This window comes from Thermus brevis (genome assembly GCF_026427635.1).
Taxonomy (GTDB): Bacteria; Deinococcota; Deinococci; order Deinococcales; family Thermaceae; genus Thermus; species Thermus antranikianii.
The window spans coordinates 783531-802087 of the sequence record NZ_CP102606.1; the positions used below are offsets into that span (position 1 = coordinate 783531).

General features: G+C 63.9%; 22 protein-coding genes and 1 pseudogene. 15 read left to right on the plus strand and 8 right to left on the minus strand.

Annotation, left to right across the window (positions count from 1 at the left end):
• Window positions 1–29: 29 nt before the first annotated feature.
• From KQ693_RS04475 to mltG, 3 genes are read left to right on the plus strand one after another with little or no spacing between them, the layout of a single operon-like run.
• Window positions 30–713, plus strand: a complete 684-nt coding sequence (locus KQ693_RS04475; protein WP_267262352.1) for a hypothetical protein — start codon at window positions 30–32, stop codon at window positions 711–713.
• A complete protein-coding gene (gene ruvX, locus KQ693_RS04480) occupies window positions 694–1101 on the plus strand; it encodes a Holliday junction resolvase RuvX (protein WP_267262048.1) in 408 nt (135 codons plus the stop codon). The genes KQ693_RS04475 and ruvX overlap by 20 nt, the downstream gene beginning before the upstream one ends.
• Complete coding sequence (gene mltG, locus KQ693_RS04485; RefSeq protein ID WP_028494028.1) at window positions 1085–2098, plus strand: endolytic transglycosylase MltG; 1014 nt, start codon at window positions 1085–1087, stop codon at window positions 2096–2098. Before ruvX ends, mltG begins: the two co-directional genes overlap by 17 nt.
• Here the strand turns inward: mltG and KQ693_RS04490 are convergent.
• The 3 genes from KQ693_RS04490 to KQ693_RS04500 form a co-directional block, all read right to left on the minus strand.
• Window positions 2083–2919, minus strand: coding sequence for a carbohydrate ABC transporter permease (locus KQ693_RS04490; RefSeq protein ID WP_028494029.1), 837 nt, complete (start codon window positions 2917–2919; stop codon window positions 2083–2085). The two genes, mltG and KQ693_RS04490, sit on opposite strands and share 16 nt — an antisense overlap.
• 3 nt (window positions 2920–2922) lie before the next feature.
• Window positions 2923–3414, minus strand: coding sequence for a bioflim formation protein (locus KQ693_RS04495; RefSeq protein WP_267262049.1), 492 nt, complete (start codon window positions 3412–3414; stop codon window positions 2923–2925).
• 142 nt (window positions 3415–3556) lie between these two features.
• Window positions 3557–4855 carry a hypothetical protein gene (locus tag KQ693_RS04500; protein ID WP_267262050.1) on the minus strand — a complete coding sequence of 433 codons (1299 nt, stop codon included), beginning with the start codon at window positions 4853–4855 and terminating at the stop codon, window positions 3557–3559.
• A gap of 161 nt (window positions 4856–5016) precedes the next feature.
• On the opposite strand from KQ693_RS04500, the gene KQ693_RS04505 reads away from it, so the two are divergent.
• Window positions 5017–5742 carry a DEAD/DEAH box helicase family protein gene (locus tag KQ693_RS04505; protein ID WP_267262051.1) on the plus strand — a complete coding sequence of 242 codons (726 nt, stop codon included), beginning with the start codon at window positions 5017–5019 and terminating at the stop codon, window positions 5740–5742.
• Between the two features lie 9 nt (window positions 5743–5751).
• A complete protein-coding gene (locus KQ693_RS04510; protein WP_267262052.1) occupies window positions 5752–6831 on the plus strand; it encodes an enolase C-terminal domain-like protein in 1080 nt (359 codons plus the stop codon).
• 43 nt (window positions 6832–6874) lie between these two features.
• On the opposite strand, the gene KQ693_RS04515 is transcribed toward KQ693_RS04510, so the two are convergent.
• From KQ693_RS04515 to KQ693_RS04525, 3 genes are all read right to left on the minus strand, one after another.
• The gene (locus tag KQ693_RS04515) at window positions 6875–7954 is read right to left on the minus strand and encodes an Ig-like domain-containing protein (protein ID WP_267262053.1); all 1080 of its coding nucleotides are present in this window, start codon (window positions 7952–7954) and stop codon (window positions 6875–6877) included.
• Window positions 7955–8116: 162 nt separating this feature from the next.
• Window positions 8117–8740 (minus strand): HAD family hydrolase, encoded by a 624-nt coding sequence (locus tag KQ693_RS04520; protein ID WP_267262054.1) that lies wholly within the window; start codon window positions 8738–8740, stop codon window positions 8117–8119.
• Window positions 8733–9782, minus strand: a complete 1050-nt coding sequence (locus KQ693_RS04525) for an MFS transporter (protein WP_267262353.1) — start codon at window positions 9780–9782, stop codon at window positions 8733–8735. The genes KQ693_RS04520 and KQ693_RS04525 overlap by 8 nt, the downstream gene beginning before the upstream one ends.
• Before the next feature lie 38 nt (window positions 9783–9820).
• On the opposite strand from KQ693_RS04525, the gene KQ693_RS04530 reads away from it, so the two are divergent.
• The 9 genes from KQ693_RS04530 to fabZ are packed head-to-tail and all read left to right on the plus strand — an operon-like array spanning window position 9821 to window position 17109.
• The gene (locus KQ693_RS04530; RefSeq protein WP_267262055.1) at window positions 9821–10600 is read left to right on the plus strand and encodes a YgfZ family protein; all 780 of its coding nucleotides are present in this window, start codon (window positions 9821–9823) and stop codon (window positions 10598–10600) included.
• Window positions 10573–11757, plus strand: coding sequence for a CinA family nicotinamide mononucleotide deamidase-related protein (locus KQ693_RS04535; protein ID WP_267262056.1), 1185 nt, complete (start codon window positions 10573–10575; stop codon window positions 11755–11757). The genes KQ693_RS04530 and KQ693_RS04535 overlap by 28 nt, the downstream gene beginning before the upstream one ends.
• Window positions 11754–12347 (plus strand): RNA 2',3'-cyclic phosphodiesterase, encoded by a 594-nt coding sequence (thpR, locus tag KQ693_RS04540; RefSeq protein WP_267262057.1) that lies wholly within the window; start codon window positions 11754–11756, stop codon window positions 12345–12347. Before KQ693_RS04535 ends, thpR begins: the two co-directional genes overlap by 4 nt.
• Window positions 12298–13320: a recombinase RecA gene (gene recA / locus KQ693_RS04545; RefSeq protein ID WP_015716335.1), complete on the plus strand. Its 1023-nt coding sequence runs from the start codon at window positions 12298–12300 to the stop codon at window positions 13318–13320. Before thpR ends, recA begins: the two co-directional genes overlap by 50 nt.
• A 6-nt stretch (window positions 13321–13326) precedes the next feature.
• On the plus strand, window positions 13327–15051 hold the full coding sequence (gene rny, locus KQ693_RS04550) for a ribonuclease Y (protein ID WP_267262354.1): 1725 nt from the start codon (window positions 13327–13329) through the stop codon (window positions 15049–15051).
• Window position 15052: 1 nt separating this feature from the next.
• Entirely contained in the window at window positions 15053–15271 is a 219-nt protein-coding gene (locus KQ693_RS04555) for a DUF433 domain-containing protein (RefSeq protein ID WP_028494041.1), read from the plus strand.
• Window positions 15272–15285: 14 nt separating this feature from the next.
• Complete coding sequence (locus tag KQ693_RS04560; protein ID WP_234944457.1) at window positions 15286–15630, plus strand: DUF5615 family PIN-like protein; 345 nt, start codon at window positions 15286–15288, stop codon at window positions 15628–15630.
• Window positions 15631–15642: 12 nt separating this feature from the next.
• Complete coding sequence (gene mreB, locus KQ693_RS04565; RefSeq protein ID WP_015716339.1) at window positions 15643–16674, plus strand: rod shape-determining protein; 1032 nt, start codon at window positions 15643–15645, stop codon at window positions 16672–16674.
• Window positions 16675–16677: 3 nt separating this feature from the next.
• Window positions 16678–17109, plus strand: a complete 432-nt coding sequence (gene fabZ, locus KQ693_RS04570; RefSeq protein WP_028494044.1) for a 3-hydroxyacyl-ACP dehydratase FabZ — start codon at window positions 16678–16680, stop codon at window positions 17107–17109.
• Here fabZ and hepT read toward each other — a convergent pair.
• Window positions 17077–17498: pseudogene (gene hepT / locus KQ693_RS12950) on the minus strand (type VII toxin-antitoxin system HepT family RNase toxin). The gene fabZ and the pseudogene hepT overlap by 33 nt on opposite strands.
• On the minus strand, window positions 17491–17883 hold the full coding sequence (gene mntA, locus KQ693_RS04580; protein WP_267262058.1) for a type VII toxin-antitoxin system MntA family adenylyltransferase antitoxin: 393 nt from the start codon (window positions 17881–17883) through the stop codon (window positions 17491–17493). Before mntA ends, hepT begins: the two are co-directional and overlap by 8 nt.
• Window positions 17884–17908: 25 nt before the next feature.
• On the opposite strand from mntA, the gene KQ693_RS04585 reads away from it, so the two are divergent.
• Window positions 17909–18547, plus strand: a complete 639-nt coding sequence (locus tag KQ693_RS04585; RefSeq protein ID WP_267262059.1) for an RNA-binding protein — start codon at window positions 17909–17911, stop codon at window positions 18545–18547.
• Window positions 18548–18557: the final 10 nt, after the last annotated feature.

Below are 18557 nucleotides of genomic sequence, written 5' to 3' on the forward strand. Positions count from 1 at the left end.
CCCTCCCCCGGTAAAATGAGCCCATGGCCATGTTGCTGAACCTGGTGGCGGTGGCCCTTTCCTGGGCCCTTTTCGGCCTCACCTTTGGGCGGTACCGGGGGCGTCCCTCCCTTCACAACGCCCTCTACTCCCTGGGCCTCCTTCTCTTCGCCCTGGCGGTTTCCGCCGAGTTTCTGTCCAAGCTCCTGGGTGCCTGGAACCCCTTCCTCTATCGGCTTTGGTACCTCACCGGGGCCATGCACGGGGTGACCTTTTTGGGCCTGGGAAGCCTGGCCCTTTTGAACCCCAAGGCGGCCCGGGGGCTTCTTTGGGTGCTCCTGCCCTTTATCCTCTATGGGTTTTATCTGGTGGTCTCGGCCCCTCTGGACTTTTCCCAGCTCCCTGCGCCCTATGCCCCCTCGGGCAAAGCCTTCCCCGAGCCGAGCCTCACCTCGCCCAGGCTTTGGACCATTCCCTTTAACCTCCTGGGCACGGTGCTGCTGGCCGGGGTGGCCCTTTACACCACCCTCCTCTTCTGGAGAAAGAACCCCCTTAGGGCCCGGGGCACGGCCCTCATCTTCCTGGCGGCTTTGGTGTTGGCCTCCACCAGCACCTTAAACCGCTTTGGGGTGGTGGGCCTCGAGGAGGCGGGAAGGGCCATGGGGGTTGCCCTGCTCTACCTGGGGGTGGTCTTGGCGGATCGCAGCGTGCAGTATGCGTCTGGGCGCGCTTGACGTGGGAGAGGCCAGGATCGGCCTGGCGGTGGGGGAGGAAGGAAGCCCCTTCGCCTTCGGCCGAGGTTATCTGGTGCGGAGGAGCCTGGAAGAGGACGTGACCGCCCTCCTGGACTTCGTGCGCCGGGAGGGGTTAGGAAAGCTTCTGGTGGGCCTTCCCTTGCGCACCGACCTCAAGGGAAGCGCCCAGGCCCAGAGGGTCCTTCCCCTGGTGGAGGCGCTTAGGGCCAAGGGGGTGGAGGTGGAGCTTGTGGACGAGCGCTACACCACCCAGGCGGCGGCCAGGCGTCTGAGACACGCCCCCAAACGGATCCGCCGGGAGAAGGGCCGGTTGGACGAGATGAGCGCGGTGATCCTCTTGGAGGGCTACCTTGCGGGAAGGCTCTAGGCGCTGGCTCTGGCGGGGGGTGGTGGCCCTTTTCGTCACCTTCGCCCTTCTCCTCTTCTACGCCCTCTGGCTTTTGGGCCCCACGGGAAAAGAGGCCACGGTGCGCATTCCCCGGGGGGCCACGGGGCAGGAGGTGGCCAGGATCCTGGAGGAGGCCGGGCTTTTGCGCTCCGGGTACCTCTTTTCCGCCTACCTGCGCTTCTCCGGCCGGGCCAAGAAGCTGGTCCCTGGGGTCTACCGCCTCGAGGGGGACGGGGCCTTCCGCCTGGCCAGGGCCCTCACGGGAGGGGAGAGGCCCCTCACGGTCACCCTCACCTTCCCCGAGGGGGAAAGGGCGGTGGACTACGCCAAAAGGCTTTCCCAGGCGGGCCTGGATGGGGATGGTTTTTTAAGGATTGTCCAGGAGCCTGGTGCCCTGCGCCCCCCGTACGTGGAGGGCAGGTCCCTGGAGGGTTACCTCTTCCCCGCCACCTACACCTTTGACCTCCTGGTTACCCCCGAGGAGGTGGTGCGGGCCCTCCTGGGCCGCTTCGAGGCCGAGCTCACGCCCCCGGTGAGGCGCCTTTTGGAGGAGCGGGGGCTTTCCGTCCACGCCTGGGTGACCCTGGCCTCCATCGTCCAGGCGGAGGCGGGAAGCCAAAAGGAGATGCCCTACATCGCCGGGGTTTTCCTGAACCGACTGGAAAGGGGCATGCCCCTCCAGGCGGATCCCACCGTGGCCTACGCCCTGGGCAAGAGGCTTCCCGAGCTTTCCCGGAAGGCGGGGGACTTCGCCCATGATTCCCCCTACAACACCTACCGCTACGCCGGGCTTCCCCCGGGGCCCATCGGCAACCCGGGGCGGGAGGCCCTCCTTGCCGTGCTCAATCCCGTGCGCACCGACCCCAAGGGGCGCCCTTACCTCTACTTCTTCCACGCCAAGGGGGAGCTTTTCCTCAACACCAGCTTCGAGGCCCACCTCGAGGACCTCCGCCTGCACCGCTATTCTTCGCCGTGACGCAGAAGCCTGAGCTGGGCATAGGCGAAGAGGAGGGTGAGGAGGAGGATGACCACGGTGACCGCGGCGGCGTAGCCCAGCCGGAAGTTCTCGAACCCCGACTCGTAGAGGTAGTAGCCCAAGACCCGGGTGGCCCCGTAGGGCCCGCCCCGGGTGAGGAGGAAGACCGCCGAGTAGGACTGCAGGGAGAGGATGGTGCCCACCACCACCAAAAAGGCCACCGCCGGGCGCATGAGGGGAAGAACTATGTAGCGGAAGGCTTCCAAGGGCCCTGCCCCGTCCACATAGGCGGCCTCCAGAAGGGATTTGGGGATGGCCTTAAGCCGGGCCGAGGCCACCAGGACCCCATACCCCAGGTGCCGCCACAGGGTGAAGAGGACCACCATGACCAAGGCCCAGAACCCCTCCCGGTCCCAAGGGGGGATGGGCAGGAACTGGGCTAAGGCCCCGTACTCGGGGGTGAAGAGGGTGTACCAGCTCAGGGTGGCCCCACCCAGGGTGACGAGCCCGGGCAGGAAGAGAAGGCTTTTGGCAAGGCGCTCGTAGGGTGCCCCTTCCAAAGCCACCGCCAGGGCGATGGAAAGCCCCACGAAAAGGGGCAGGGCCAGGAGCATGAACTTCAGGGTCACCCAGAGGCTTCCCCAGAAGGCGGGGTCTTGGAAAAGATCCCGGTAGTTTTTGAGCCCCACCGGCTTGGGCTCGGAAAGCCCCGACCAGTCCCAGGTGGAAAAGCGAATCACATCCAAAAAGGGGTAGAGGATGAACACCCCCAGGGTGAGGAGGGCGGGAAGGGAGAAGAGGAAAAGGGGAAGGCGCCGCACGGGTTACCAGAGGTAGAGAAGGCTCAGCAGGAAGGGATACCGGTCGGAGGCGGAAACCTCCAGGGCCAGGGGTTCCAGGTAGAGCCTGAACCCGGCTCCCCAGGCCAGGTGGAACCCGCTTTGGTAGCCTAGCCCCCCGTAGGCGGAAAGGGCTCCTCCCGGCACCTCGAGGCTCACCACGGGTCCCAGGTGCACCCCAAAGGGATACCGCAGGTCCAGGCCCAGGCCCACCGAGGTGTAGAGGTCCGCCAGGACCAGGCCCGGGAAGAGGTTGGCCTTGAAGAAGGCGAAGACCTCAGGGTTCTGGGAGACGAGGGCCTGCAGGTCCAGCCCCGTGTCGATTCCCAAGGGGCTAAGGGGCAAAAGGGCGCTTCCCTGCAGGTAGATGCCCTTATCGGGAGCGTACCCTAGCCCCAGGGTGTTTTCCGGGTAGGCAGGGGCCTGGGCTAGGGAGAAGCTGAGGACCAACAGGAGAAGGGCGGTTAGACGCTTCATATCCTCACCTATCCTATCAGAAGCCTTGTCCAAGGCTAACTGTGTTTTCCCCAAATCGGCTAACCAGGTTTGGGTACAAGGCATTGGTAAGAATGCCCCTCCCCGAGCTTGGATGAAGGCCAAAGGGTAAGCTTTGGGATTGCTAGGGAAGCTGAATGCTTCCGCCACCTACGGTGTAGTATCCGTTAGCTCCTATAAAGGCAAAGTCAAGGTTAGCGGTAAACGTCGTGGGGTCGAGGTTTGTGGCACCCAAGTCAAGCGCATTGGGGGAGAAGACAGCCAGGATGGAAGCGCTCACCCTGCTACCCGAAGCGAAGGGAGTGTAGGTTAGAACTGAAGAGAGATTGGGGACAACATAGCTGGTATTGGAACCTAACCAGCCTTTGGTTACAAGCCCTAGCACATGGAGCTCCGAGCCTTGTAAGTCAATCCCATATGCCTTGAGGCTGGGCTCGGTCCGGTTTAAGCCGGACACCGTGGGGTGGGCATTGCCATCTACCGAAAGGGCAGCCGCCTGCCAGGGGTTGGGCAGGGTCACACCGATGTCCCCTCCGCTGGACCCTTTGAGGTAGAGGATCCGGGAGGAGCCGGAAGGGTTCTGGTACATTAGGTTCAAGAAGTAGCGATCCCCTTGGGAGAAGCCCCGAACCTGCCGATAGGTGAAGGTGTTCCCAGACCCCCAACCCACAACGCCAGCGCCCTTGTTGTCCTTGCTGAGGTAGAAGACCAAGGGAAGGCCCGAGAATCCAGATGGGACATTGCTTATGGTGACGGTGCCTGTCCCTAAAGGAGCCCCTAAAGTATGGTTGCTGGAGCCACCATTCGTGACGTTGACATTCCTCAAGACCTCTGCGTGAAGGATTTGCAGGCTGGAAGGGTTGTCGGGATCTCCTCGCGCCACGATGATCAGAATATCCTGGGTTCCTTCTGGGGCCTGGATGCTGGCTTGAACATTGGAAAGCGAGGTGACGGGTGTACCGGAGTGGGAAACTCCACTTCCCTGAACAAACACAATATCCCCAATTTGTGCGCCGGTCTGGCTCACGTTTAAGTTAAGGGTGTAGGGAACCAGGCTGGGAGGTCCACCAGCGGGAGAGCTGCATACCACCGTAGCGTTGCCCAGCTCGGTATTGGTTGCGTGGATAATGTGTAACGAAGAATTTTGGTTGCAGTAAACGGCGACCCCATATTTGCTTTGGGTTCCCAGGTTGAGGGTGTAGGTGTGGCTGGGGTTAGGGCTTTGAGCAGTCCAGTTTCCATTTCCTACCTGGAAAGCCACAGTGTAGCCAGTATTCTGGGAATCCTGCACGGTGAGGGTGATGGACGAGGGTGGCTGGCCCCCACCAGAACCTCCTTGCCCACCACAGGCGGCAAGAAGCGTGCCCAAAGCTACAGCAAACAGGAAGTACCATGCTTTTGGCCGCTTGCTCTTAGGTAACATGGGCCACCTCCGTATGCAAAGATCAACGGGGAAAAAGATTTTTGAGTGATTTTTGATCCCCTAGGGTTAGTTTACACCAGGCTGGGTATTTTATCCAGGGGGCGTGGGTCCTTACCCTAAGGGATCCAGAGTTTGGAGATTATTTGAGCCATAATGGTCCCATGGCTTCTTACTTGCTATTGCCTTTCTCCCTCGAGCCCCGTCCCAACTTAGTCCCCGTAAAGGACCACCCCCTCCTCATCCTGGTGGGCCTCACCGGGGTGGGGAAGAGCACCTTGGTGGAGGCCTTGGGCTTTCCCCGGCTTCCTGACCGGCGGGAGCTGGTGGACCTCTATGTCCTTCCCCGCTACGGGGTCAACCCCCCCATTCCCCGGGAGGAGCGCTTTCGCCTGACCCGGCGCTTCCGGGAGGAGTTCCCGGGAGGGGTGGCGGAGGTCCTGGCCCGGGGGTTTGTGGAGCCCCGCTTCCCCCTTCTCTTCGACGGGCTTAGGGGGGAGGCGGAGGTGGCCTATGCGTTGGAGCATCTGCCCAAGGCGCTTTTCGTGGTCCTTCACGCCCGGGAGGCCACGCGGCTCAAAAGGCTACTTTCCCGCCAGGATGCCTTTGACCGGGTGGAGCTTCGCCCGGAGGAGAGGGCGGAGCTAAGGGCGTTGGCGGAAGGGGTTCTTTCCCCAGGGGAGCTGGAGGAGGCCCTGGCCCTGGCTCCCTGGGAAGAGGTCTTGGCCAAGCTCAAAATCGTGGCCGAGGAGAAGAGAAACTACAATCCCCTGGGCCCCTTGCGCCTCCTTGAGGACCACCCCCGGGCCCTCATCCTGGACACGGAGAGGCTTTCCCTCGAGGAGGAGGTGGAGGCGGTTAGGGGCTTCCTCAGGCAGTTTGGCCTCTAAAATGGCCTCATGGCGACCATCCGCGACCTCAGGCTGGTTCCTTTCCGCATCCCCTTAAGGGCGCCTTTGCGCTGGGGTAAGGCCTCGGAGATGGCGGCCCTGGAGCATGCCCTTTTGCAGGTGGAGCTCAGCGATGGCTCCCTGGGCCAGGCGGAGGTGGCCATCCGCCCCACCATCTACGGGGAAACCCTGGGAAGCGTGCGAGCGGGGCTGGAGTATCTGAAGCCCCGGCTTTTGGGCCTCGAGGCGGACGACCAGGAGGCTATCCGGGCTGTCCTGGAGTCTTTTCCCTGCAACCTGGGCCTTAAAGGGGCCCTGGACCTCGCCCTTTGGGAGGCTTGGGCGAGAAGCGAGGGGGAGGGGCTTTACCAGGTATTGAAGCCGGCCAAGCACCGGGTGCGGGTTTCCTATATTCTGGGCATGGCCTCGGAGGAGGAGATGCTTTTAGATGCCCGCATGGCCTACGAGGCGGGGGTGCGGGTCTTCAAGGTGAAGGTGGGCCGGGACCTGGAGGAGGATGGCCGGAAGATCGGCCGCCTTAAGGAAGCCTTCCCCGACGCCGAGCTTTACGCCGACGCCAACGAAACCCTTTCCCCCAAGGAGGCCGAGCGCTACCTCCTTGCCTGGAAGGAAATGGGCCTCCTCTACGTGGAAGAGCCCCTGCCCGTTGAGGAGGTGGAGGCCAGGAGGAAGCTAAGGGAGAAGAAAATCCTTCCCCTCATCGCCGACGACTCGGCCATGACCCCCAAGGACCTCCGCCGGGAGCTTCTTCTGGACACCTTTGACATCCTGAACCTGAAGCCCGCCCGCACCGGGGTCACCTGGACCCTGGAGATGCTGGCCTTAGCCCGGGAAAAGGGCAAAAGGGCCATGGTGGGAAGCCAGGCGCAGAGCTCCTTTGGGGCCTACCAGTCGGCGCTTCTGGCCTTCCAACAGGGGGTTACCGAACCCAACGAGCTGGCCTTCCACCTGAAGGCGGAAGGGGGGTTCCTGGACTTCCCCACCTTCCGCCAGGGGTGGCTTTACTTCGAGGACCTGGTGGAGGCGCGGTTTGACGAGGGGGCCTTCCAAAGTTACGCCTTGAAATGAGCAGGCGGCCCGGGATTACCCCAGGCCGCCAACCTAGCTGAGATTATTGCGCTTGCACGTAGGTGTAGTAGCGGTAGGAGTTTCCGGCGCCATCAAAGGCCACGATGTCGATGTCGTAGCGGCCGGGGGTGGGAGGGGTAAAGGTGAAAGTGAAGGTGATGGAGCTGGCAGGAAGGGGCAGCGAGAGGGTAACCGGGAATTCTTTCGAGTTAACGTAAACCTTTAGATCCTTGACCTGAGTTTCCCCGTCGGAAGCGGAGCCGGAGAAAGTAACGGGTTGCCCCACGGGCACAGTGGCTCCGGGAGAGGGGGAAGTGTTATATAGCCAAACCCCGGGTGGGTTAAAGTCCAACTCAATGCCCACACCGTTGCCAGACACCGGTATCTGAATGGGTGGGCTATACCGGGTCAAGGTGGTGTCCTGATGATCGCTTCCAAGGCCCGAGACCTCGGCTTTAACGTAGATGGTAGTGTTCTGTTGAACCTGACCCGCCTTGATGCGCACCCCGGTTTTGCTTTGGGCCTCTATTGTAGCCGCGTTGCTGGGGGTGAAGTCCGAGCAGTCGGACTGAGTGCAGGTGCCGATTTCGTAGTTGACGTTGTAGTCGTCCAGGGGGAAGTAATCACCAGAATATCCCCCTGGCTCCACCACCAAAAGCCGCAGGTTCAACTCTTCCCCGGGCGAGATTATGCCGTTTCCGCTGAAGGATAGCCAGGCGTTCCCTAGGATGGCCTTGGGTTTTAGGGGGAGGTTGGTGTTTTGGGTGATGGTGTGGGTTTCCTGGCCCCAGGCGACTTCCTTCCAGCGCTGGGGCTCATTGTTTACCAATTGCTGGCTCCAAACGGAAACCTCAAAGGTATACGTGCCATTTTCCAGGATGAAGCTCGCTGTGGGATCTTGCCATGTTAGGGTGGCCGATTTCACGAGGTTCCCTTGGTTGTTGTAGACCTTTACGTCGGCTTCCGCCGCACTCCAGGGCACCCCCTGGGGCGTCAGACCGCTTCCGGAGACCTGGCGTTGTGGGAAAGCCACCGAAACCGTTACCGTAGACTTGCCGGTATCCCCGCTAGTATTTTGGGTGTTGCAAGCACCCAAAATAAGCGCCAGGGCCCCGGATACCATAAGGGCCAGGGTTTTCCTCATACTCCGAACACCTCCTTGGGCAATAGCCCACCGGCTATACTACAAATGTCCTCGGCCTGGCAAGGTTTATCTGCACCCGGAGCGTGCTCTTAGGGGCAAGAAGGATGATATTTGGATAATTCTGCACTCGGTGGAAGTGTGCTAGGGGAGCGAAAAATCGAGAAATGTTGCAATGACTCCTCGAGCCCCCGCCTCGAGGAGGGCTTCCTCCTTGTGCCCCGTGAGCAGGGCGTAGGTGGGTATCCCCGCCCCCACGGCGCTCCTCACCCCGGAAGGGGAGTCCTCAAAGGCCAGGGCTTCCCGGGGGGTGAGGCCCAGGTGCCTTAGGGCCACCCGGTAGGGCAAGGGGTCGGGCTTGCCCCGGCCCACCTCCTCCGCCAGGACCAGAAGGGGCGGGTTCAGGCCCAGGGCCTTCAACACATGGCGGGTGTTCTCCCGGGGAGCGTTGGTGACCACCCCCCAGGTGAGGCCCCTGGCCCGGGCCTTTTCCAGAAGCTCCTTAAGGCCGGGCATGGGCTTGAGGTTCAGGGCTAACTCTCGGAAGCGGGCTTCCTTGGCCTCTATGAGCCCTAAGGCTTCCTCTCCATCCAACCCCAAAAGGTCCTTGACGATATCCGGGTTGAGCCGGCCGGAGATGCGCTTTCGGTAGAAGTCCTCGTTCACCTCGAGGCCATAGGGCGCCAAGACCTCCCGCCAGGCCAGAAGGTGCAGGGGATCGGTGTCGGCCAAGGTGCCGTCCAGGTCGAAGAGAAGGGCCTTAAGCATGGACGGCCCTCCGTTCCAAGCTGGAAACCATCAGGAAAAGGCCCAGGGCCAGGCCGAGAAGCCCATAGGGGATGCCAGGTGTGGGCAGAAGGGCAAAGAGGGCCGGGATCAAGGTGCTTCCCGTGGCGCCCGCATAAAGCAAACCCCCCAGAGCCCGGTGGCCGAAGCGGGCCTGCACCAGGGCAAAAAGGGTGGAAAAGAGGGGACCCAGGAGAAAGCCAGCCAAAGGGAAGAGAAGGGCGGTGGGGGGCAGGAGGTTGAGGAAAAGGAGGGCGAGGACTCCGAGGAGGAGACTCCTCAGGGCAGCCAGGGGCTTTTGCGCCACCGGTTTGGCCAGGAAAAGGCGGCCCAGGGCCAGAAAGAGCCAGTACAGGGAGAGAAGCACCCCTCCCATAGGGGTGGGGTGGCCGAGGTGTTCCAGCCAGACCCGGTTCCAGGTGGCCAGGGCTCCCTCCAGACCGGTGTAGATGGCCACGGCCAGGAGGAAGGGCCAAAGCCCCCGCCCTTGTTCCTTGGGCACCTGGGTTACCTGAGGGGCTCCCCAGAGGAGAAGGGCCCCTATCCAGGCCAGGAGGCCCGCCAGAAACAACACGGCGCCATAGGGCAAAAGGGTAAGGGCGAAGGGGGTGAAGACCGCCCCCAGGCCGAAGGCCACGTTCACCCGGTTCAGGAGTTCCACCCGTTTCCTGGGGTAAAGCTCCCCCACCAGGCTGTTGCCGTGCACGTTCATCAACCCTTCCCCGAGCCCGAGGAGGAAGGCCAGGGCCACCACCAGGGGGAAGGAAGGGGCCAGGGCCACCCCCCATAGGGCCAAGCCCACAAGCCCCATGGCGGCGGGAAAAAGGGGGTGGCGTTTATCCCCCTGGGCCAGGCGCACCCCCAGGAGGAGGCCCAGGAGAAGGGCGGTGAAGAACCAGGAAACCTCCTCTCCCACCCCGTAGCGCCCCCGCCAAACGGGCAGGGCCGCCCCGGGCAGGGCCACGATCACCCCCACGAGGAAAAGCGCCAGGAAGGAGCCCCAGAAAAAGCGCACGTCCGTTATTCTTCTCCTAACTGACCCTTTGGTCAATAATGGAGGGGATGGAGGAGGCCCTGGAAAAGGCTTTGGCGGGCGAGGGGTACTTTGCCTTTCCTGGCCTTTTGCTGGTGCGGGGGCCGGACGCCCTTTCCTTCCTTCAAGGCCAGGCTACCCGGGACCTCAGAAGGCTTTCCGGGCCCGTGGGGGCCCTGTTCCTCAACCATCGGGGGCAGATAGAGGAGGCGGCCACGGTGTTCGTGCACGAGGAAGGCTTTCTTCTGGCTCCCTGGGGCACCTTGGAGGGCTTAAGGGCCCGGCTGAAGCGCTACATCGTCTTTGACCAGGTGGAGCTTTTGGAACTTCCCCTTTACCGGCGCCTCCATGCCGATGGGCGGGAGGAAGTGGCGGAAAGCGGGGAGGGGGCCCATCCCGCTGGGGTTTACCCCCTTTACACCCTGCTTAAGGGCCTTCCGCTCCTTTCCGATATTCGTGGGGAGCTTCCCCAGAGCGTGGGGCCTCTCCACCTGGTGGACTACGGCAAGGGGTGTTATGTGGGCCAGGAGATCATGGCCCGCCTCGAGGGGAAGGAGGTGCACCATCACCTGGTGGGCCTAAGGGGGCTTTCCCCTGCCCAAGAAGCCCCCTTTGACCTCCTGCTGGAGGGGCGCAAGGTAGGGGAGGCCAAGCGGGTGATGGAAACGCCCTTCGGGGTTTTGGGCCTTGCCGTGATGCGTAAGGAGGTGCCCCTAGGGGCGGTGGTGGAGGGGGGTGGGGGGCGCTTTCGGGTGGAGCCCCTGCCCTTTGAGGAGGCAGCATGGAGCGGGCGGAGATCATCGGGGTAGGCACGGAGCTCATCTACGGGGAGACCCTGGACACCAACACGGCGGAGATCGCCAGGAGCCTCGAGGCCTACGCCCTCAAGGTGGAAAGGACCCTCAGGGTGGTGGACGAGCCCCTCCCCTTGGCCCGGGAAGTGGGCCAGGCCTGGGAGCGGGCGAGGCTTTTGGTGCTTTCCGGGGGCCTGGGCCCCACCCCCGACGACGTGACCCGGGAGGCGGTGGCCGAGGCCTTGGGGGAGCCCTTGGTGTTGGACGAGGAGATGCTTTTGGAGATTGAGGCCATCTTCCGGGCCCGGGGGCGGAGCATGCCCGAGGCCAACCGCAAGCAGGCCTTGAGGATCCCTTCAGCCACCTGGCTTAAAAACCCCAGGGGCACCGCTCCCGGCTGGTGGGTGCGGAAGGAGGGGAAAGACCTGATCCTCCTGCCCGGGCCTCCCCCTGAGTGGCGGCCCATGTGGGAGGAGGTGTTGCCCAAGCTGAACCTACCCCGCCGCCCCTACGCCAAGCGGGTCCTGAAGACCTGGGGCATCGGGGAGTCGGAGATCGTGGAAAGGCTCGGGGAGCTCTTCCAGCGAGAGGCGGAGGTGGAGGTGGGCACCTACCCCAAGCTCCAGGGGGTGGAGGTGGTGATCCGGGGCCGGGAGGATCGGGTGGCCGACCTTACGGAAAGGATCCGGAAGCGGCTTTTTAAGGAGATCTGGGGCGAGGGGGACCTCACCCTGGCCGAGGCGGTGAAGCGTCGCCTGGAGCTGGAAGGGGCCACCCTTGCCACCATGGAAAGCCTCACCGGGGGGCTTCTGGGGGCGGAGATCACCCGGGTGCCGGGGGCGAGCCGCTTCTATTTGGGGGGCGTGGTATCCTATTCCGTAGGGGCCAAGGCCCGCTTCGGTGTGCCGGAGGAACTCCTCGCCAAGACGGTCTCCGCCGAAACGGCCAAGGCCATGGCGGAGGCTGCCCGGGTGCTTTTCGGTTCCACCTACGCCCTTTCCACCACGGGGGTGGCGGGACCGGACCCCTTGGAGGACGAGCCCGTGGGCACGGTCTTCGTGGCCCTGGCGGGGCCTAAGGGGACGGAGGTGCGCCGCTACCGCTTCCCCGGGGACCGCGAGGTGGTGCGGCTCCGAAGCGTTTATGCCGCCTTGGCCTTGCTCCTGACATGAGGCTCTTCTACGCGATCTTCCTTCCTGAAGAGGTGAAGCGGGCCTTGGTGGAGGCTCAGGAGCGGGTGGCCCGCTACAAGGGGTGGAAGGAGGTGGTGCCCCACCAGCTCCACCTTACCCTTCTCTTCCTGGGGGAAAGGCCGGAGGAGGACCTGGAGGACCTTTTGGCCCTGGGCCACCGGCTGGGCCGGCTCCATCCTCCCTTCACCGCCCGCATCCGGGGCACGGGTTACTTCCCCAACGAGGGCACCCCGAGGGTCTGGTTCGCCAAGGCGGAAGGGGAGGGGTTTGCCCCTTTGGCGGAAGGGCTTCGGGAAGGGGTGCGGGAACTCCTGGGGGAGGAGGCGCTTCTGGCAGGCGGGGATAAGCCCTTCAAGCCCCACATCACCCTGGCCCGGCGCAAGGCTCCTGCCCCCCGGGTGCCCCCGGTGATCTTCGGCGTGGAGTGGCCGGTGACGGAGTTCGCCCTGGTGCGCTCGGAGCTTAAGCCCAAGGGGCCCGTCTATACCATTTTGGAAAAGTTCCCTTTGCGAGGTGACCATGGACGAGAACAAGAGGAAAGCGCTGGAAAACGCTCTCAAGACCATTGAGAAGGAGTTCGGCAAGGGGGCGGTCATGCGCCTGGGGGAGATGCCCAAGCTCCAGGTGGATGTGATCCCCACGGGTTCCTTGGGTCTGGATCTGGCCTTGGGGATCGGGGGCATTCCCCGGGGAAGGGTGATCGAGATCTACGGCCCCGAGTCCGGGGGGAAGACCACCTTGGCCCTCACCATCATCGCCCAGGCCCAGAAGCAGGGGGGTGTGGCGGCCTTCGTGGATGCGGAGCACGCCCTGGACCCCCTATACGCCCAGAAGCTGGGGGTCAAGGTGGAGGACCTCCTGGTCTCCCAGCCCGACACCGGGGAGCAGGCCCTGGAAATCGTGGAGCTTCTCGCCCGCTCGGGGGCGGTGGATGTCATCGTGGTGGACTCGGTGGCCGCTTTGGTGCCCAAGGCGGAGATCGAGGGGGAGATGGGGGACCAGCACGTGGGCTTGCAGGCCAGGCTCATGAGCCAGGCCCTGCGCAAGCTCACCGCGGTCCTTTCCAAGAGCAACACCGCCGCCATCTTCATCAACCAGGTGCGGGAGAAGGTGGGGGTGATGTACGGCAACCCCGAGACCACCCCCGGCGGCCGGGCCCTTAAGTTCTACTCCAGCGTGCGCCTGGATGTGCGCAAAAGCGGCCAGCCCATCAAGGTGGGGAATGAGGCGGTGGGGATCAAGGTCAAGGTGAAGGTGGTGAAGAACAAGCTGGCCCCACCCTTCCGCGAGGCGGAGCTGGAGATCTACTTCGGCAGGGGCCTTGACCCGGTCATGGACCTGGTGAACGTGGCCGTGGCGGCCAACGTGATCGAGAAGGCGGGAAGCTGGTTCTCCTACGGGGAGATCCGCCTGGGCCAGGGGAAGGAGAAGGCGGCGGACTACCTGCGGGAGCGGCCCGAGCTTCTGGAGGAGATCCGGGCCAAGGTGCTGGAGAGGGCCCACGAGGTGGTGCTCGCGGGAAGCGAGGAAGGGGAGGAGTAGATGACCCTGACCCTTTTGGACCTGGGGCTTCTTCTCCTGGTCTTGGTCCTCTTGGGGGCCCTGTTCCTTCGGCGCAAGGGGGAGGACCGCACGGGGGAGGAGGCCAAAAGGCTCCTCGAGGCCGCCAGGGGGGAGGCCAGGGAGGCCCTCGAGGCGGCCCGCAAGGAAGCCAGGGAGATCCTGGAGGCCGCCCGGGCCGAGGCCAGGACCCTGCGCCAGGAGGCCGAGGAGCGGGCCAAAGCCTTGCGCCAGGAGCTGGAGGCGGAGCTTAAGCGCCGTTCGGAAGCCTTGGAGGCCGAGGCCAAAAAGCGCTTGCAGGAGGCGGAAGAGCGCCTGAGGAGCGAGCGGGAGGAGCTTAAGGCCGAGCGGGAGAGGCTTAGGGCCTTGCAGGAGGAGCTTAAGGCGGAGAGGGAGCGCCTTAAGGGGGAGCGGGAGGAGCTCCGGCGGGAGGCCGAAAGGCTATCCAAGAGGGGCGAGGCCTTGGACGCCCGGGCCCTCAAGCTGGACGCCCTGGAGGAGGCCCTTTCCAAGCGGGAGGAGGCCCTTAAGGCCCAGGAGGCCCTTCTGCAGGAGAAGGAACGGGAGGTGGAACGGAGGCTTCACGAGGTGGCAGGCCTCTCCCCGGAGGAAGCCCGGCGCCTCATCCTGGAGAGGCTGGACCGGGAGCTGGAGGAGGAGAAGGCCCAGAGAGTGCGGGCAGCCTTGGAAAGAGCGCGCCTCGAGGCCCGCAAGGAAGCCCAGAAGATCCTGGCCCAGGCCATGCAGCGCCAGGCCTCAGAAACCGCCGCCCAACTGGCGGTTTCCGTGGTGCCCATCCCCTCCGATGCCATGAAGGGCAGGATCATCGGACGGGAGGGGCGGAATATCCGCACTTTTGAGGCCTTGACGGGGGTGGACCTGATCATCGACGACACCCCGGAGGCAGTGCTCCTTTCCTCCTTCAACCCCATCCGCCGGGAGATCGCCCGCATGGCCCTGGAGGAACTCCTCAAGGATGGGCGCATCCATCCCAGCCGGATCGAGGAGGTGGTGGAGAAGGCCAAGCAGGAGATGAAAACCTTCATCTACGAGCGGGGCGAGGAAGCTGCCCTCGAGGCTGGGGTGGTGGGGTTAAAGCCTGGCCTGATCCAGCTTCTCGGCCGGCTCCACTTCCGCTCCAGCTACGGTCAGAACGTCCTCAAGCACTCCGTGCAGGTGGCCCACCTGTGCGGGATCATGGCCGCGGAGCTGGGCCTGGATGCCGCCTTGGCCCGGCGGGCGGGGCTCCTTCATGACATCGGCAAGAGCGTGGACCGGGAGGTGGAGGGAAGCCACGTGGAGATCGGCATCGCCCTGGCCCGCCGCTTTGGGGAACCCGCGGAGGTCATAGACGGCATCGCCCACCACCACGACCCGGAGAACGCCGAGACCGTGTATGCGGTTTTGGTGGCGGCTGCCGATGCCCTTTCCGCCGCCCGGCCCGGGGCCAGGCGGGAGAGCCTGGAGGAGTATTTGCAGCGCCTCGAGGCCCTGGAACGCATCGCCCTTTCCTTCCCCGGGGTGGAAACCGCCTTTGCCGTGCAGGCGGGGAGGGAGGTGAGGGTCATCGTCAAGCCCGACAAGATCACGGACGCCAGGGCTACCCTTCTCGCCCGGGAAATCGCTAACCGCATCGAGCGGGAGATGAACTATCCGGGCCAGGTGCAGGTGACCGTGGTGCGGGAGACCCGGGCGGTGGAGTACGCTAAGTGACATGGACTGGCGTGAGCGCATCACCGTGGACCCGGAGGTCATGGGGGGGCGGCCCTGCATCCGGGGTATGCGCTTTCCTGTGGCCACGCTCCTGCAACTCCTCAAGCACCAGACGCCCGAGGAAATACTTCAGGAGTTTCCTTACCTGGAACGGGAGGACCTGGAAGCCGCTTTGGATTTCGCCGCCTATCTCGCTGAGGGGCGAGAGGTGGTCCTTTGAAAGTGGTGGTGGATGTGTGCTTGAGCCCTAAGTGGGTTCCTTACCTAAGGAAGAAGGGTCTGGAGGCCTTTCACTGGAGTGAGCTGGGTGATTTACGAGCAAAGGATCAGGAGATCCTTGCCTACTGCAAAAGGAACGGGTATGTCCTCCTCACCCAGGACCTGGATTTTGCCGCCTTGCTTTTTTCGGGTGGCGAGGTTCCGGCAAGGGTGGTGCTCCTCCGGGTTTCGGACCTGCGGGTAGAGGTAGCCGGGCCCAGGGTTGCCGCGGTGCTGGCGGGTGTGGAGGAGTACTTGAAGGAGGGGGGAGTGGCGGTGGTAGAGGACCACAGGGTCCGCTACCGGGTTCTTCCTGAGTAGAATGGGGCGATTATGCTGAGGGGCGAGGACATCGGGATTGACCTGGGGACGGCGAGCGTTCTCATTTACGTGCGGGGGAAGGGAATCGTCTTGCGCGAACCCTCCGTGATCGCAGTGGTGCAGGGGAAGCGGGAAGTGAAGGCGGTGGGGGCCGAGGCCTACCGCATGCTGGGGCGCACCCCGGGGAACATCGTGGCGGTACGGCCCCTTAAGGATGGGGTTATCGCCGACTATGCCTTAACGGAGCGCATGCTCCTCCTCTTTCTGCAAAAGGTGCTCTCCCCCATGAGCCGCTTCTTCCGGCCGCGGGTCATGGTGGGGGTGCCCTCCGGGGTCACGGACGTGGAGCGGCGGGCGGTGGTGCAGGCGGTGTCCGCCATGGCCCACAAGGTCTACCTCATCGAGGAACCCCTGGCGGCGGCCATCGGGGCGGGGATCAACGTGGCCGAGCCCACGGGCAGCATGGTGGTGGACATCGGGGGAGGCTCCACGGACATCGCCGTCATCTCCCTGGGGGGCATCGTGCGCTCCGAGAGCCTTAGGATCGCTGGCAACGAGATGGATCAGGCCATCATCCGCTACGTGCGGCAAAAGTACAACCTCCTCATCGGGGAGCGCACCGCCGAGGAGCTCAAGATCCAGCTGGGGCGGGCCAAGGTCCTTCCCGGGGAGGAGAAGGAGGTGGCCGAGGTGCGGGGCCGGGACCTCATCACCGGCCTTCCCCGCACGGCGGAGATTCCCGCCGAGGACGTGGCCGAGGCCTTGAAGGAGCCTTTGGACAAGATCTTCCAGGGGGTGAAGGCGGTTTTGGAAACCACGCCCCCCGAACTGGCCTCGGATATTTACGAGAGGGGCATCCTCCTTACCGGGGGTGGTGCCCTGCTAAAGAACCTGGATGTGGCCCTGCAGGAGGCCACGGGGGTGCCCGTGGTGGTGGCGGAAAACCCCATCGAGGCGGTGGCCTTGGGCACGGGTAAGGCCTTGGAGATGCTCCACGTGCTGGAGGACACCATCCTGTCTTCGGACGATGTCCTGAAGAGGTGAGCCGTGGAGATCGGGGAGATCCTGGCCCTCCTGCCCCATCGCTATCCCTTTTTGCTCATCGACCGGGTCCTTCACGCCGACGAGAAAACCTTCCGGGCCCTGAAGAACGTTACCTTTAACGAACCCCACTTCCAGGGGCATTTCCCCGGTTACCCCATCATGCCGGGGGTGCTGATCCTCGAGGCCATGGCCCAGGCGGCGGTGGGCACCATCGCCAAGCAGCCGGGTTTCAAGCCTGGGGGCCTGGTCTTTTTGGTGGGGGTGGAGGAGGCTCGCTTCAAAAAGCCCGTGGTGCCAGGGGATACCCTGATCCTGGAGGGGGAGCTCCTCCTCTTCCGCCGGGGCCTGGGCAAGGTGGCGGTCAGGGCCTTGGTGGAGGGGGAGGAGAGGGCCAGCGCCCGTTTAAGCTTCGTGGTCCGGGAGGGTGCGGAGTAGGATGGCGCTGAACTCCAGAAAGTCGGGAAGCCGTTCCTCCAGGATCTGGCGCAGGATGGGGAGGGAAAGGGCTTGGTAGTCATGTACCGCCACATTGCGAAAGCCCACCATGGCCTGCATCCGCTGGGAGAGGCTTGGGAGATCAGCCCGGCTTTTTCCAACAAAACAAAGGCTTCCCGTGAGGTTTGCGGTAAACCCAGGCGCCTAAGCCGCACCACATGCATGGCCATGTCTATGGCAGCTTCGCAGGCTCGGAGCAGGTTGAGAACGATGGCGTCCTGGCGGGAGTAGTTGGTTTCCAACTCCGCTTCATGCCCGCGGTATTCCTCCGCGATGCGCCTTAAACAACGCTCGATGGTGGCGGCTTTTTGTAGGAGGACCTCATCCATAGACTTTGCCCCGTTTCTGAATATCCCGGAGGATTTCCGCTCTTTCCTCGTTGAGGCGGGCGTAGGCCTTAAGGGCGAGGTCCAGGAAGCGGTCCGCCTCGAGGCTCTTTCGATACAGGGGTTCGCCAAAAGCGGCCACCTGCGCCTGTAGGGGAAGGGGGGCCTGGCGAAGGTCTACCAGGTCCACTTCCCGCCCCACAAGCAGGCTCAAGGGGGCACGCAGGGCAAAAAGGTGCTCCGGAGGGTAAGGCTTGGGGCCCAGGATGGCCAGATCCAGGTCGCTTTCTGGGGTCAAAAGGCCTTGGGCTCCGGAGCCAAAGAGGTAGATCCCGAGGGGATCCAGTTCCTCCACCAGAAGGCGGATGGCTTCTTTAAGCCTTTCCACTTCCCTTAGGGTATCATCTTTCCTTGTGGCGGACCTCATGGCCTACCTGAAGCGGGCCCGGGGGGGACGGGTGGTGGAAACGGGCTTCCTGGACCCGGAGGAGCAGGCCCTTCTGGAGGAAAAGGCCCGGGGAGAGGGGCTTAAGGTGGCCTTTTTCGGGGGGTTCCCCCTGGCGGAGAGGAGGCTTGCGGTGCTGTATCCCCCGGAGGTCCCCTCCGTCCACGACCCGGTGGAGGTGGTCTTCCTGGAGAAGGAGCCCCCGGATCTGGGGGAGGCCATGGGGGATTTGGAGGCCTTGGGCGAGGGTTACCTGGCGGCGGTGTCCGCCAAGGGAAGGAGGGCCTTGGAGGAGGCGGGCTACACCCTTTTCCCACCCCCGGAGGGGGCCTTAAGGGTCACCAGCGAACGGGTGCGGACCCTGGTGGTGCCCTCCTTGCGGGTGGATACCGTGGGGGCTAAGGGCTTCGGGGTTTCCCGCAGCTACTTCGTCCAAGGGGTGAGGGCGGGGAAGGTGCGGCTAAGGGGCAAGGTGGCCTCCCCCAAGGAGGAGATGGCTCCCGGGGACACCCTTTTAGCGGAGGGCTTGGGAAGCCTGAGGCTTGTGGAGGTACTTGGCGAAACCAGGCGGGGAAACTATAAAATCAAGGTGGAGGTGGAACGGTAGCGGCAAGAAG

Bases quoted from the DNA above. Each gene is read 5' to 3' on its own strand.
- KQ693_RS04475 (WP_267262352.1), top strand. From the start codon at position 30: ATGTTGCTGAACCTGGTGGCGGTGGCCCTTTCCTGGGCCCTTTTCGGC.
- ruvX (WP_267262048.1), top strand. From the start codon at position 694: ATGCGTCTGGGCGCGCTTGACGTGGGAGAGGCCAGGATCGGCCTGGCG.
- KQ693_RS04495 (WP_267262049.1), bottom strand. From the start codon at position 3,414: ATGAAGCGTCTAACCGCCCTTCTCCTGTTGGTCCTCAGCTTCTCCCTA.
- KQ693_RS04500 (WP_267262050.1), bottom strand. From the start codon at position 4,855: ATGTTACCTAAGAGCAAGCGGCCAAAAGCATGGTACTTCCTGTTTGCT.
- KQ693_RS04505 (WP_267262051.1), top strand. From the start codon at position 5,017: ATGGCTTCTTACTTGCTATTGCCTTTCTCCCTCGAGCCCCGTCCCAAC.
- KQ693_RS04510 (WP_267262052.1), top strand. From the start codon at position 5,752: ATGGCGACCATCCGCGACCTCAGGCTGGTTCCTTTCCGCATCCCCTTA.
- KQ693_RS04515 (WP_267262053.1), bottom strand. From the start codon at position 7,954: ATGGTATCCGGGGCCCTGGCGCTTATTTTGGGTGCTTGCAACACCCAA.
- KQ693_RS04520 (WP_267262054.1), bottom strand. From the start codon at position 8,740: ATGCTTAAGGCCCTTCTCTTCGACCTGGACGGCACCTTGGCCGACACC.
- KQ693_RS04530 (WP_267262055.1), top strand. From the start codon at position 9,821: ATGGAGGAGGCCCTGGAAAAGGCTTTGGCGGGCGAGGGGTACTTTGCC.
- KQ693_RS04535 (WP_267262056.1), top strand. From the start codon at position 10,573: ATGGAGCGGGCGGAGATCATCGGGGTAGGCACGGAGCTCATCTACGGG.
- thpR (WP_267262057.1), top strand. From the start codon at position 11,754: ATGAGGCTCTTCTACGCGATCTTCCTTCCTGAAGAGGTGAAGCGGGCC.
- recA (WP_015716335.1), top strand. From the start codon at position 12,298: ATGGACGAGAACAAGAGGAAAGCGCTGGAAAACGCTCTCAAGACCATT.
- KQ693_RS04555 (WP_028494041.1), top strand. From the start codon at position 15,053: ATGGACTGGCGTGAGCGCATCACCGTGGACCCGGAGGTCATGGGGGGG.
- mreB (WP_015716339.1), top strand. From the start codon at position 15,643: ATGCTGAGGGGCGAGGACATCGGGATTGACCTGGGGACGGCGAGCGTT.